The sequence below is a fragment of the Turicibacter sp. H121 genome (assembly GCF_001543345.1).
Classification (GTDB): Bacteria; Bacillota_I; Bacilli_A; order MOL361; family Turicibacteraceae; genus Turicibacter; species Turicibacter bilis.
In genome coordinates, this window is record NZ_CP013476.1 from 2,527,716 (window position 1) to 2,542,016 (window position 14,301).

10 protein-coding genes are annotated in these 14,301 nt (G+C 32.4%); 8 read left to right on the forward strand and 2 right to left on the reverse strand.

Annotated elements, in window-relative coordinates:
- The first annotated feature begins 70 nt into the window (after positions 1–70).
- Together AT726_RS12100 and AT726_RS12105 are read left to right on the forward strand one after the other, a co-directional pair.
- Complete coding sequence (locus AT726_RS12100) at positions 71–886, forward strand: AbaSI family restriction endonuclease (RefSeq protein WP_335338326.1); 816 nt, start codon at positions 71–73, stop codon at positions 884–886.
- A gap of 23 nt (positions 887–909) precedes the next feature.
- On the forward strand, positions 910–1,500 hold the full coding sequence (locus AT726_RS12105; protein WP_068759692.1) for a class I SAM-dependent methyltransferase: 591 nt from the start codon (positions 910–912) through the stop codon (positions 1,498–1,500).
- A gap of 54 nt (positions 1,501–1,554) precedes the next feature.
- Here the strand turns inward: AT726_RS12105 and AT726_RS13465 are convergent, their stop codons facing one another.
- Entirely contained in the window at positions 1,555–1,683 is a 129-nt protein-coding gene (locus AT726_RS13465; RefSeq protein ID WP_256637908.1) for a hypothetical protein, read from the reverse strand.
- Between the two features lie 148 nt (positions 1,684–1,831).
- Between AT726_RS13465 and AT726_RS12110 the strand changes: the two genes are divergently transcribed.
- From AT726_RS12110 to tetB(P), 6 genes are all read left to right on the forward strand, one after another.
- On the forward strand, positions 1,832–2,191 hold the full coding sequence (locus tag AT726_RS12110) for a hypothetical protein (RefSeq protein ID WP_068759693.1): 360 nt from the start codon (positions 1,832–1,834) through the stop codon (positions 2,189–2,191).
- Positions 2,192–3,331: 1,140 nt separating this feature from the next.
- The gene (locus AT726_RS12120) at positions 3,332–3,760 is read left to right on the forward strand and encodes a MerR family transcriptional regulator (protein ID WP_055304143.1); all 429 of its coding nucleotides are present in this window, start codon (positions 3,332–3,334) and stop codon (positions 3,758–3,760) included.
- Positions 3,761–3,835: 75 nt separating this feature from the next.
- Complete coding sequence (locus AT726_RS12125) at positions 3,836–4,681, forward strand: aldo/keto reductase (protein ID WP_237297123.1); 846 nt, start codon at positions 3,836–3,838, stop codon at positions 4,679–4,681.
- A 2,998-nt stretch (positions 4,682–7,679) separates the two neighbouring features.
- Positions 7,680–8,951 (forward strand): ISL3 family transposase, encoded by a 1,272-nt coding sequence (locus AT726_RS12130; RefSeq protein ID WP_068759695.1) that lies wholly within the window; start codon positions 7,680–7,682, stop codon positions 8,949–8,951.
- A gap of 372 nt (positions 8,952–9,323) precedes the next feature.
- On the forward strand, positions 9,324–10,586 hold the full coding sequence (gene tetA(P) / locus AT726_RS12135; RefSeq protein WP_006440994.1) for a tetracycline efflux MFS transporter TetA(P): 1,263 nt from the start codon (positions 9,324–9,326) through the stop codon (positions 10,584–10,586).
- Entirely contained in the window at positions 10,570–12,528 is a 1,959-nt protein-coding gene (gene tetB(P), locus AT726_RS12140; protein ID WP_068759696.1) for a tetracycline resistance ribosomal protection protein TetB(P), read from the forward strand. Before tetA(P) ends, tetB(P) begins: the two co-directional genes overlap by 17 nt.
- A 473-nt stretch (positions 12,529–13,001) precedes the next feature.
- Here the strand turns inward: tetB(P) and AT726_RS12150 are convergent.
- Positions 13,002–14,134 (reverse strand): IS3 family transposase gene (locus AT726_RS12150; RefSeq protein ID WP_144436946.1). Its coding sequence is split into 2 segments (ribosomal slippage): positions 13,002–13,873 and positions 13,873–14,134, totalling 1,134 coding nucleotides; the frame shifts between segments, so codons are not numbered across the junction.
- Positions 14,135–14,301: the final 167 nt, after the last annotated feature.

The following is a 14,301-nucleotide window of genomic DNA, read 5'->3' on the forward strand; positions in this document are numbered from 1 at the left end:
AAGATAAAAAAGAGAGTATTTAATTAAGACATTATCCAGAACGAAACGTAAAGATTATGAAAATTACATCATTAATCGAATTTATCATAAGTTAAATCGTCTAGATGTCAAACCTGTAACGCAGCAATATGTGAAGCGGTCAGATGGGAGATACGCATTAATTGATTTATATTTTCCACAAATCAATTATGGGATTGAATGTGACGAAAAATACCATCTTGAACATGATGAAGAAGATAGAATTCGAACGTTAAGTATAGAAGAAATGTTAGACTCGGTTGAAGAAACGCAAGGGTTTATTTTAAGGAGAGTCAAAGCATATGAAAGTATTGATTCGATTGAAAATCAAATTAATGACATTGTTCATGAAAGTCAGACAATTTTAATTAACCGTCAAATTAAACCTTGGGTTGTGAAGCTCGATGCAGCAGAGGAAAGTATTAAAAAACAAATCATTCGAGTAGAGGATCATTTAGAGTTTGATAAAATTACAATGATTGCACGATGTTTTGGCAAGAACTATAAAGGATATCAAAAAAGTGGAATTCCTCTCGGTGAGGGATACTCTGTTTGGTGTCCTAAGCTTGCAGTAATGGTAGAAGGAAAAGCAGAAGCCGTCGCAAATGGATGGATTAATACGTTATCAAGCGATTGGAACTATATATATGAAGAAAATCATAAAAAAGGCGATATTCGCTATGCAGTAGGTGAAACAAATCAATATCGAATTATATTTGCTAAAAGTAAAAATAATCTAGGACAAAACTATTATCGATTTCTTGGTGTTTTTCAATTTGATAAAAAACATTCAACAAAATCAAAAAACGTCTACGTTCGCGTTGCAACAGAAATTAACTTAACACCATGGCTAAATCATTCACTGTAGAAAAGAACTTTAGGAGGGCAACGATGACTAAAACATTAAATTATTATAATCAGTGTGCTGAGGCATACAATGAAACAACTTTAAATATTGAGTTTGATAGTAAGCGTGAGATGCTGTTAAAATATCTTCAACCGAATGCGCATATTTTAGATTTAGGGTGTGGATCGGGAAGAGATAGTAAAGGGTTCCTTCAAAAGGGTTATAAAGTGACTGCCGTAGATGGTTCTAAAGAATTATGCAAAATTGCAAGCAAAAACATCGGGCAAGATGTCATTTGTCAGTTATTTAATGAACTAGATGCTGTTAATGAGTTTGATGGAGTATGGGCATGCGCCTCTTTATTACATTTACCAACTAATGAATTAAAACAGACACTAAAGAGAGTAGAGAAAGCGTTAAAAAAGGATGGCTATTTCTATGCTTCATTCAAATACGGTGATTTTGAAGGTGAGCGTGACGGACGATACTTTAATGACTTTACTGAAGTTTCATTCAGTACCTTACTGAAAGAGTTTCCTAATTTAGAACTTCAAGAAGTAGAAGTCACAACAGATATGATTCCAGGTCGTGAGAACGTTAGTTGGTTGAACGTGATTATGAAAAAAATAGATTAAGTAAAAAGACACCTCCATTGTTAGACTTAATGGCTAACGTTAGCGGGTGTCTTTTTATTTTGTTGATTTTAAGATGATATTTTTGTGGAAGCCTTCACATGCTTCTTTTTCCTCTTGGCGTTTGTTTAGTAAATCTTGCTCGGTGTAGCCAAGTTTATGACCTAATCCGAATAAGACTTCCATGACATCGATTAGTTCTTCTAGTTTTTTAACTAGATCATCAAAGGAACCAGGCGGATTTTATTAACTGTATAGCCTGGAATAAAACGGCTCAAACCATTGATAGGTATGTCCTAAACGAAAGATGATTGGGATAGAAGGGCGATTACAAGTGAGAAATTATGAGAATAGGTCCCCTGCGCTAAGTAGCGAAGCTCTTAGCCATCCTCAATTGGTAGGGAATAAAGCGGGAGTCCGCCAGTATCTATCAGAAGTTTTAGTCAATCGATTCACATTCTTGGAATCGAAGAAAAGTAATAATGCCTTAGAATCAGTAGACACCTTTAAGGCACAACATGATCCCACTACTGAAACAAGTAATAATCCTTATGATCCGAACTTCTCAAATCCTAATTACTCTCCCACCAGTCAAAACTACAACAATCCCTTTACAACCGCTACAACTTTGGCTGGCAGTCTAAATAGGGCAATGAATCCTATTTCCGTTAGTGATGATGATTTACCTTTTTAGGGGATAATTCGTGATAAAAAAGATGGCACTCAAATTCATTTCAAGAATAGTTGATATATCTTTTAAGGATATCATCGCCAAACGTTGTATACAGGCTTTGGACCTCGGTAAATGTTTGAACTGTTTGACACTTATAGTTGGTCTGTACGCATTCCCTACTAGCGGAAGATACATTTACGTCGTAAATGGCAGGGGGTCCACTTTGTTTTAGGTTACGTGGCAAACTCCCCGAGTTTGCAATGATGTTTAGTGTTCTGTTGATGTGCTATACACATACAAGGGGATATAAGGAGAGAATGAACTGTTTAGTTTTCTAGGATCAGATCTTATCGTTATCAATTGTTACTAGGGTATTTTTTTAAACGCACTGGAATAAGATTATTAAAAAATTAGACAATACTCTAAATATTTGTTATATCTAATCTCCAACGGCCAAGCAAATAAAACAACCAATTAATCAGTCAAATAAAGATTTGATATATAATTTAAGCGATTGAATCTTACTGGGATGAAAGCACAAATCAGGATATAATCATTAATGTAACGAGATAAACCGTTACCCTATACTCATTACTATTTTTAAAAATTCAAGTAAAATCTCTTATATTTTCTTTTAAGCCGTTCAATTGAATGGCTTTTTTATAACGATCAATGTGAAAGGGGAAGTGAAAATGGAAAACAAATTAAGAGGAAATTGTGACTTGGCTTACAGTGCAAGAGAGGAATTGCCTGATGAAGTCAAAAGGTTGTATGAGGTGATGGGTCACCTGCCATTTACGGAGTAAATGTATCCTCAACTAGTAGGGAATGGTGGTGGCAGGTGCCTTGATATTTAGTTGCTATTTAAGAGAAGGCGATTATAGTAGTGGGATATTATTATTTGTAAATGTAGAATATATCTTAGTACATAGAAATTGATAAAAGCCTCAATGGTTGCAAGGCAACTATTGGGGCTTTTATCATCATCTAAGATAGAGAACTAGTAAAAGTGATTTAATTCAATCACTATTGCCTTTATAGATCAATTGTTGTTAATTTTTGGATATACGTGTAAAATATGATTAATAATAGATAATTCGCTTGCTATGGAGTTCACTCCAGTGTTTATAATACAGAAGTAAATGATAGGAAGTGAAACAGATGAACTCAAAACAAGTATCAGAAATGTTCAATCTTTCGATTGATACCTTACGCTATTATGAAAAAGTTGGCGTCATTCCAGCAGTTACACGAAATAAACAAGGATATCGTGACTATCAGACGAGCGATTTAAACTGGATTTTTCTTGTCAAAACTTTGAGAAAGGCTGGAATGACAATTGATTCTTTACAAGAGTTTGCTCGTCTTGCAAAAGAGCATGAGGCGGATAACCCTGACGTAGAGAAAAAACAAAAACAGATTTTAATTGATCAGCTTGAACAAGTAGAAAAAAAACTAGCTGAAATTCAAGAAGCTCGTGATTTACTTGCTTATAAAATCGAGACTTATGATGAGCATCTTGCAAAATTTAAAAATGGTAAGATATTAGAAGAAGATATTGAAAAATTATGGGAATTAAGAAAAAATTAGTTGCTATAGAGTTTACTCTATAGTCTATAGTAATACTTGTAAATTTGATTGAAACAAATTACAGGAGGCGAATAAATGATGAAAACAGTAAAATTAAATAATGGGGTAGATGTTCCAATTTTAGGTTTCGGTGTATTCCAAATTGAACCAGAACATACGGCACAAGCAGTTAAAGATGCGATTAAAGCAGGTTACCGTCATATCGATACAGCGCAAAGCTATATGAATGAACGTGAAGTGGGTATCGGGATTAAAGAATCTAATGTGGCTCGTGAAGAGTTGTTTATTACAACAAAAATTTGGATTCAAAATATTAGCTACGAAGGGGTTATGAAATCATTCACAGCATCACTTGAAGCATTAGACACTGACTATGTTGATTTACTATTACTTCATCAACCATATAACGATGTTTACGGTGCGTGGCGTGCAATGGAAGAATTGTATAAAGCAGGAAAAATCCGTGCTATCGGTATTTCAAACTTCGCAGTTGATCGTGCAGTTGACTTAGCTGTTTTTAATGAAGTAACACCTGCTATTAATCAGATTGAAATCAATCCATTTCAACAACAAACAGAAATAATTGCCGCTTTACGTGAAGAAGGAATTGCACCACAAGCTTGGGCACCATTTGCTGAGGGACAAAATGGAATCTTTACAAATCCTGTTCTGACAAAAATCGGTGAAAAGTATGGAAAATCAGTTGCACAAGTTATCCTTCGTTGGTTAGTTGAACAAGATGTCATAGTATTAGCAAAAACAATTAAACCAGAACGTATGGCTGAAAATATCAATGTATTTGACTTTGAATTAACAGATGAAGATAAAACTGCAATCGCAACATTAAACGTTGGTTCAAGCCAGTTCTTCTCACATTCAGATCCAGTTATGATCAAACAATTAGCAAGCTATAAAATTTAAGTTATTTAATAGATATTCATTAATATAAAGTAAACAAAAATCAATGACTTAATTTGTGATAACTAATTGTCTGATTTAAATTGATAACGTAGGAAAAGAAAAAACCATTATCCCAAATCACATTTAATCTGAACTCAGATAATGGTTTTTGTTTTATCAATTCCCTGTAAAATTTCCGGATGTGAATATTATCGTGGAGATGGGTCAGTACCCATCCCAAATGTTTTAGGTGATTGCCGTAGCGGGATGTATTAAGAATAAAAGACATAAAAAAACAACTGATGAGGGGAATCAGCTGTTTAATAAAAGGGATTTTATAACATAAGGAGTTTTGGGAATAGCAAGTCTTAAACTTACCATTATGTTATGGAATATATTTCTGCTTTTATTCAAAAGCAGGAGATTTAAAGATAAATCATGTGTTTTAAAAAACTAGAGTGCCTTATGTCACAACAGGTATTTTCATAATCATGTGTAATCCCGCTACCATGCCTGATGAAACTTCAATGCTTCCAAATAACAATAAGTAAATGGATAGGCTAATCATGCAAGTGCATCATTAGCCTTTTCTTATCCTATGCTAAGACTCAAATCTAACGATTTTTGCACTTAGTGGAAATCCATACTTAAACAGCGTCATCACTAAACATTCAATCCGCCAGTGCCACCATCCTAGCGTATGGTAAGGGCGTGGGGCTTGATGTTTAGTATTGTATTTAATAAAGGTCATTCATCGTAGCGGGAGATTTTTCGTTGTGGATAAAGAATAAACCTTAGTACCAAGAAATTAATAAAAGCCTCAACGGTTGCAAGGCAACTATTGGGGCTTTTATCATTATCAACAGAACTATGAATATAAGGAACGTAAATAACGGTTCAGTATTGAAGAAACTGAACTATTATTTACTCCCGCCACTAAATAGTATCTTCTTATTAATAAAGAGATTGATATAAAAAGAAAAATAGGAAAATCAAAACGACATGAATTCATGTGGTTTTGGTATCCATGATCTTTTGTAATAGATTTAAAACATGCTAGAAATAAACATGGAATATTCGGCTACCATGAAGCATTCTAACTACATTTATCCCTAATAACAGTATCACTAAATATCAATCCACTCATGCCTACATCCAAGTGGATGTGTTATTTAGTTTTATATTTAATCTGAAAAACTCATCGTAGCGGGATTTTAAAGCGCCGCCTGTAACGGCAGTTATCCTAATAACCACAAGCCTCCCGCTACAAGAATTTATCTAATTGCATTTCACCTAAAGAAACACAATAAGGCATGGATAGGCGAATCATGTTCATCACATCATTCGCCTTTTCTTATTGGATGTTTTATTACAAACAAAGATGATCACTAAGCATCAATTCCTTTTTACGCCCCCATCCTATTGATGTGGGGCAGTGAGGGCTTGATGTTTAGTTGCCCACTTAACAAAGATAATTCCTAGTAGCGGGATTACGATACTTAGATATAACCTTAGTACAAAGAGGACCTTCCATCCCAAACGGTTGCAAGGCAACGATTGGGGATGGAAGATCATCTTATATTCTTTATTTAACAGGGGCTATTATTTATCAAATTAATCTTCTCATACAAGAAAAAAGAGCCTATAACTAAAATGAACGCCATTAAAAAACGTCACCGTGCGCCTACGATGTACGGCGTGTGGGTGACGTTTTTAAGGCGTTTTTTTGTTAGGAGAGGGAGATACTTATTATACAAGATGCACGTGTTTCTTGATGAAATACTCTATCTATCAAAGTTCATTAAGTAGCGGGAAATATCCACGTATAAAACTAGGACTAAAAAAGTTAAACGGTATTTTTTGCATATCGTGTCATGATATTCAATAGGCAACGATAGAACAGTTGCTGTTAATTTATCAAAAAAGCCTAGCTAATGACAGCTAGGCTTTTTCTTTCAGTTTTCAGAAATAAAAAAAGAAGAACAGTTGACTAGGCTGTTCTTCAACAAACAAAACAAACTAACTAAAAGAGAAATAACAATAAGGGTTATAACTTTTTAATTCGTTACATAAATAGTATATCACAATTCATTCGTAGTTACCATATAAAATTATATAATAAAGCATGGATAGTCTTATTCTAGTATGACGATAGTGTATTTTTATTACAGGGGAATTTCATGGTAGAGATGGGGTGTTTCGGTTAGCATCCACGTTCATATACATGTTACAAGTGATTTTCAAGATATATGATATTAAAAAATTATATATGCCATAAATCAAAAGATATGTAATAAAGCTTATAAGAATTAGAGAAACATTTAATTCAATAGAGATGTGATTTAGCATAAGAGATGGTGAACCGTATCACAAGTAAGTGCGAACTTTACCAAAATTGGATATATAAATGAAAGGTAGGTCTGCTTTAATTCTGCAATGAAACTCACAAAAATCTAAAATTTGAATTTTTGTAGGTTATTGTAGTTTTATTCATAGGTTCTTCGTTTTTCACCTATTTCAGCAAATTAGAATTTGTTTTTTCTAATCTATAGTATTGAAAGAAATTGTAAAACATTCCACAAATATATTTTTTATATTCATTTCAGATTTAGGTTAAAGTTAGTAGTTATTCTTTTGTGTATATAAGTTATTTGAAGTAATAAAGTTTCAATTGAATTTGGATAAATATGAATATAAAAGTATTGAAAAAAATAAAAGTTTATATATAATGTAATTATACTAAAATATAAACATGAAAAATATAAATGTAAAGGAGATGTAAATATGCGCAAAGAGGTAGTTTTTAACTAAACTAACTGAATAAGGATTATTTTAAAAAGTATATGAAAAAAATCTTGGATAACTCAAGGTTTATTTGTGGTAGAAACAATTATTAATAATATGAGTCTTCACCAGAAATGGTGCTTGACTAAATAAATGCTTATATTTACCTATAAAAAAAACATCTAAAATCTTGTACTTTAGTAAGTGCGACCAAACTAAAGTTAGGAGATTTTAGATGCACTTACATCATATCAATGATTTAATTCAATTACAAGATGTTACAGTCAGTAACTATCATATTTCTGAAGATAATGTTTTAGTTTTAAGCCTGTGTCCAACAAAGAGTAAACAACCTTGTCCTTGTTGCCATACTCAAGCATTTGTTATTTGTAAAGGTAGCCGTCAAAAACTACGTCAAGTTAGACATTTACGTTGTTTCAATCGTGAAACCATTTTATTGATTCCGATGAAGCGTCTTTTCTGTAAACAGTGTGAAGTTTCTTTTACCTATCAATATGCATTTTTGACAGGGAAAACTCGCTATACAAACGATTATAAACGTGAACTTTCTAAACCGTTAGTCGGTACCACTGTTAAACAATTAACAGATACGTTTAAGGTCCCTTACTCAACTGGTGAACGCTTCATTAAGCAACATCTTGCTCATTTAATTCCGTCTATTCAAAGAAAAGTGATCGCTGCTGCTCAAGGATCAACTCGGCTCATATTAGGCATTGATGATTTTGCGATTCGAAAAGGTCATACTTATAATACAGGATTTCATGACCTAAGAAATGGTAACCTGTTAACATTAGTTATGGGAAGAACTTATCAAACGTTAATTCAAAATCAAGTCTTAATGAAGCAACTCAAAGAGTTGAAACCCTACGCTGTTGTGATGGATTTAGCACGTTCTTATCACAAGTTTGTTGCTGAAGTTTTTCCTGATGCTATCCGAATTGCTGACCGATTTCATGTGAATCGTTATCTAACAGATGCCTTACAGGCTGTGAGAAGACGGATTAGTTTATCGCTAACACCGGAAAGTCGTAAATATTTGAAACGAAATAAAAACCTTATCGGTAAACGATATGATTCTTTGAGCGAGAAAGAAGAACGAAAATTAGGAAAACTTCTAAGCTATTCAAAAGAACTGACGGAAGTGTATGCCATTAAAGAATCACTGATTAATTGGTATGAATTAAGTGATGAAACAAATTCTTATAGACGTTTAATTCAATGGATTGCTCGAGCTAAAGCCCTAAATATTCCTGAATTAACTGAAGCACTTAAACCTTTTGAAAATTGGACAGAAGAAATTTCTAATTACCATAAGTGTCGTTACACAAATGGTTCAGTAGAAGGACGAAATAATAAAATTAAAACATTAATTCGAAGAAGTTATTTTCTTCCGAATCGAACGATCTATGAGAATAGAATCTTGTTGGAATGTAATGAACGATTTTTTATAGATGAATTAAGTGTCAAGAACCAATTTTGGTGTTGAGCCAATAATATTGATATTACCATGTCTATTTGTGTACTCTAAAAATAATCAGTATTATAATGAGCATATTACATCTTTATTTGAAGAATAGGAAAACTGTGTTCTAAACACGGTATTTTTATGCCTATTTTTACTATATTTATAGATATGATATAAGACTTTAATTTGCATAGCTTAATCATAAGTTATATAAATTAAAGTTGTATATTTCATGTTTATATTTAGGTTATATAATTATGAGGCTGTAAGTGAATTATGTTCACTTACAGCTTTTTTTATTTAAGGAGATTATTTTGATGATTTATATATTTAAATATGAAGATTATGAAAAACAAATAAATTTTTTTAAAAATACTAGGATGGTGATTATTAATGGTTAATAAACTTTCAGCATATAAAACTTATTTATTATTTTCAGCTATTACAGCAATGTGTTTTTCACTAGTAGCTACAGTTATGATAGTGTATCACATTGAAACGGTGCATTTAAATCCACTTCAGCTTATACTTGTTGGAACTACTTTAGAAGTAGCATGCTTTATATTTGAAATTCCTACAGGAATAGTTGCAGATGTGTACAGTCGTAAACTATCTATTGTTATTGGTGTAGTTTTAACAGGAGTGGGATTTATTTTAGAAGGTTCTATTTCTAGTTTCGTTTTCGTACTTGTAGCACAGATTGTATGGGGATTAGGTTCTACTTTTATTAGTGGATCTGTTGAAGCTTGGATTGCGGAAGAAGAGAAAGATAAAGATTTGGATAAAATTTATATAAAGGGAGCACAAGCAGGACAGATAGGATCGGTTATTGGAATAGTACTAAGCACTGTAATAGCTAATTTATCTGTAAGACTACCTATTATAGTTAGTGGAGTCTTATTTATAATTCTTGCATTATTTTTATGGTTATATATGCCAGAAAATAATTTTAAATCATCTGCTCCAGAGGATTTAAATACTTTTAAAAAGATGGGATATACCTTTAAATCTGGTCTTAAATTTATAAAAAATAAACCTATAATTATAATTTTGCTTTCAGTAACTTTATTTTATGGATTATCCAGTGAAGGTTATGATAGACTTTCTAATATGCATTTTTTACAAGATACTATGCTTCCTAAACTTGGAAACCTTAAACCAGTGACTTGGTTCGGAATTTTTGGAATTGCAGGAATGATATTGAGTGCTATAGTAATGCATTTTATGGAAAAGAAGCTTAAGGATGATGATAAGAATAAAAATGGAAAGCTGTTATTATGTATAAATATATTTTATATATCATTTATGTTCATATTTGCTATTACAAAAAGATTTAACTTAATGCTAATAGCTTATTTAGCGACAAGTACCTTTAGAACTATAAATGAACCTATATTTAGTGCATGGCTTAATGGACATATAGATGACAAGGCCAGATCTACTGTACTTTCTATAAATGGACAAATAAATTCCTTAGGTCAAATTTTAGGTGGACCAATTATAGGAATCATAGCTACAAATATTTCAGTGAGTATGGGTATAGCATGTACTTCGTTATTAGTAACACCGGTATTAGTGTTATATATTGTTGCTATGATAATGGATAAAAAGGTGGTTGATAGAGTTGGAGGTATTGATTATGAAGAAAATAATTAATATAGGAATCGTAGCACACGTGGATGCAGGAAAAACAACTATAACAGAAAACTTATTATATTATAGTGGAGCTATAAAATCAGTTGGAAGAGTTGATTTAGGCAATACACAGACGGATTCTATGGAGCTTGAGCGTAAGAGAGGGATTACCATTAAATCATCAACCATATCTTTTAATTGGAATAATGTCAAGGTTAATATTGTTGATACTCCAGGACATGTGGATTTTATTTCGGAAGTTGAACGTTCATTAAGTGTTTTAGATGGAGCGATACTAGTTATATCAGGAGTAGAGGGTATTCAGTCACAAACAAGAATATTATTTGAGACATTAAAGGAGTTAAACATTCCAACAATAATTTTTGTAAATAAGCTAGATAGAATTGGGGCAAATTTCAATAAAGTATTTGAAGATATAAAGAAGAATATGTCCAATAAAGTAGTTAGATTACAAGAAGTATATGATGTAGGAAGCAAAGCTGTTTATATAAAAAAACTATTTGATACATGCATGATAAATGATGATGCTATTGATGTTTTATCAGACTTAGACGAAGCATTTTTAGAAAGATATATTGGTGGAATAGAACCTGATAAAGAAGAAATACAAGAAAAGCTTTCATTATATGCAAGTGAAGGAAGTCTATATCCAGTATTTTGTGGTGCGGCAGCAATTGGACTTGGAGTTGAAGACTTATTAGATGGAATTTGTAGTTATTTTCCATTTGCAGGTGATGATTGTGAAAGTGATTTATCTGGAGTAGTATTTAAAATCGAAAGAACAAGTAAAAATGAAAAGAAGGTTTATGTAAGATTATTTGGAGGAAAAATATCTGTAAGAGATAAAATTCAAGTACCTAATAAGGAGATAGCAGAAAAAGTAAAGAAAATTAATAGGTTAGAAAATGGGGGAGTTGTTGAAGCACAGAGGATAGAAGCAGGGGATATAGGTATTTTATATGGACTTACAAGTTTCCAAGTGGGAGATGTTATTGGAATTTCAAATGATAAAATTAAAAATATATCTATAGCTAAACCAGCATTAAAAACAACAATTTCTGCAATTGATAAAGAAAAAAATCCAGAGCTATTTAAAGCATTAACATTACTTGCAGAGGAAGATCCACTACTAGAATTAGAGATGAATGACATAGATAAAGAAATTTATGTCAACTTATTCGGTGAAGTTCAAACGGAAATACTAAGTTCCATGTTAGATGATTTATATGGAATAAAAGTAGAGTTTTCGAATATTGAGACTATCTATAAGGAAACACCTAAAGGTTTTGGAGCGTCAATAATGCATATGCAGGAAGACTTAAATCCATTTTGGGCGACAGTAGGCTTAGAAATAGAACCAGCAGGGAGAGGCGAAGGTCTTAGGTATATTTCTAATGTTTCAGTAGGGTCATTGCCAAAATCTTTTCAAAATGCAATTGAAGAAGCAGTTATTAAGACAAGTAAACAAGGATTATTTGGATGGGAGGTTACAGATGTAAAAGTCACTCTTAGCTGTGGTGAATTTTTTAGTCCAGCCAGCACTCCAGCAGATTTTAGAAATGTGACACCTATGGTATTCATGGAAGCATTATATAAAGCACAAACTGTTTTATTAGAGCCATTACATGAGTTTGAGTTAAAGATTCCTCAAAATGCTTTAAGTAAAGCGGTATGGGATTTAGAAACTATGAGGGCAACCTTTGATAATCCTATTGTTATAGGGGATGAATTCTCAATAAAGGGATTAATTCCAGTAGAAAATTCAAAAGAATATAAAATGAAAATAGCTTCATATACAGAAGGTAGAGGAATGTTTGTGACAAAATTTTATGGGTATAAGGAAGCTTCAGCTGAATTTTCAAAAGCACGCAAAAAAACAACGTATGATCCATTGAATAAAAAAGAGTATTTGCTTCATAAACTAAACGCAATTAGAGATTAAATTTAAATAGATAAGTTAAATTTTTATATGTAGGATTTAAATATAAGACATTCAAAGCCTAAAAGTAAAGGAAGGGTCGTCTGAAGAAGATGAAGACCCTTCCTTTTTTCATGTTACTATGCTTAATTGTAAGTGCTTGAAATTTGTAATATAATGTAAATAAAGTTTTTAATAATAAGGGGACGGCACAAATGAAAATCGACTTTAAAATAACAAAAGATGACTATATAAGCTTCAATTTACATCATTTAGAAAACTCGAAATCACAGAAAAGTACATTTAACATACTTAGATATGCTGTACCCATAATACTTTCTATACCAATCTACTTTACAGGAACGGGGATATTTAATCAACCGAGTATATATTGGATTATAGTAGCGATAGTTTTTTTAGTCATTTGGATTTTAACATATCCTAAGCAATACAAAAAATTAGTAGCTAAAGAAACTGATTGGATTGTCAACACTAAACTAAACAACTTTTTTAAGGGTGTTTTTACGATACTCAACTGGGGACAAATAACCTAGTGAAGAGTGGATCCTATGATTGTTATACCAGTTAACGTAGTCGGCAAATTCATAACCTAGTTGTTCTTGGGTTTCAAATATCTGATGGTTTACAAATTCTGTTTTGATTACTTTATAGGTCGCTTCTGCAACAGCGTTGTCATAGGGACATCCCTTCATACTTAAAGAGCGTTCAATTTCAAATACCTCTAAAATCTCATCAATGATTTTATTCTTAAATTCGTTACCTCGATCCGTGTGGAAAATCTTGATTTGACTTAGGTTAGTTTGGACTGTACTGAACGCCTTCTTAACTAATTCTGCATCCTTATTAGGCCCAGAGCTATAACCGATAATTTCACGATTAAACAGGTCTACAAGCACACAAAGATAGTGCCAGCGATTTTTTACACGAACGTACGTTAAATCACTGACAACAACGTTTAAATGTGGTTGTTCATCAAAGTTACGATCCACGATATTTTCAGTGTTATCTTCGTTACATTTAGCTGTATGCGGCTTAAATTGAGCAACGGTATAATTCGATACAAGGCCTTCTTGTTTCATGATACGACTAATACGACGACGTGAAACTTGTTGTCCCATCTTTTTTAACTCTTGCTTAATTTTTCGAGTCCCGTAATTATTTCGGCTTCGACGAAAAATCTCAATGATATCAGTAACCAGTTGAGTTTCATCTTTCTTCGGTTTAGACTCGTAATAATAAGTGCTACGAGGCACATTAAGGACTTTGCACATCGCTGAAACTGAATATTTGTGTGTATTGTTTTTAATCACATTTATCTTCGTCCTAAGATCAGCGCGGCTTGCTTTAAAATATCATTTTCCATTTCCAATTGTTTAACCTTTTTACGAAGTTGGATTAACTCTTGTTCTTCTTCTGAGCGGTTATCTTTCTCCTTAAAAGAACCTGTAGAAGTTGACTGTTTAATCCATTTATCGAGTAAAGACGATGAGATATCGTATTCACGAACAATATCACATTTACGTTTCCCATTTAAATAAAGCTGGACTAATTGGTTTTTAAATTCATCTGTATACGTACGGCGAGGTCTACGAGTTTTAGTTTGGGTCATGTTAAAGCTCCTTTAGATTGATATTATTTATAATTCTACATGACCTTAAAAAAACTGTCTAATTAATTGTAACCTATCCAGATAAACTCATAAGTTAAGGAGATAATTCATCAATATTTGGAAGTAAGACTTTAGAAATTATTGATGGGACAATAGTAGTAAAAGGG

Coding starts and splice junctions, on each gene's coding strand:
- AT726_RS12125 (WP_237297123.1), top strand. CDS start 3,836: ATGATGAAAACAGTAAAATTAAATAATGGGGTAGATGTTCCAATTTTA.
- AT726_RS13465 (WP_256637908.1), bottom strand. CDS start 1,683: ATGGAAGTCTTATTCGGATTAGGTCATAAACTTGGCTACACCGAGCAA.
- AT726_RS12105 (WP_068759692.1), top strand. CDS start 910: ATGACTAAAACATTAAATTATTATAATCAGTGTGCTGAGGCATACAAT.
- AT726_RS12130 (WP_068759695.1), top strand. CDS start 7,680: ATGCACTTACATCATATCAATGATTTAATTCAATTACAAGATGTTACA.
- AT726_RS12120 (WP_055304143.1), top strand. CDS start 3,332: ATGAACTCAAAACAAGTATCAGAAATGTTCAATCTTTCGATTGATACC.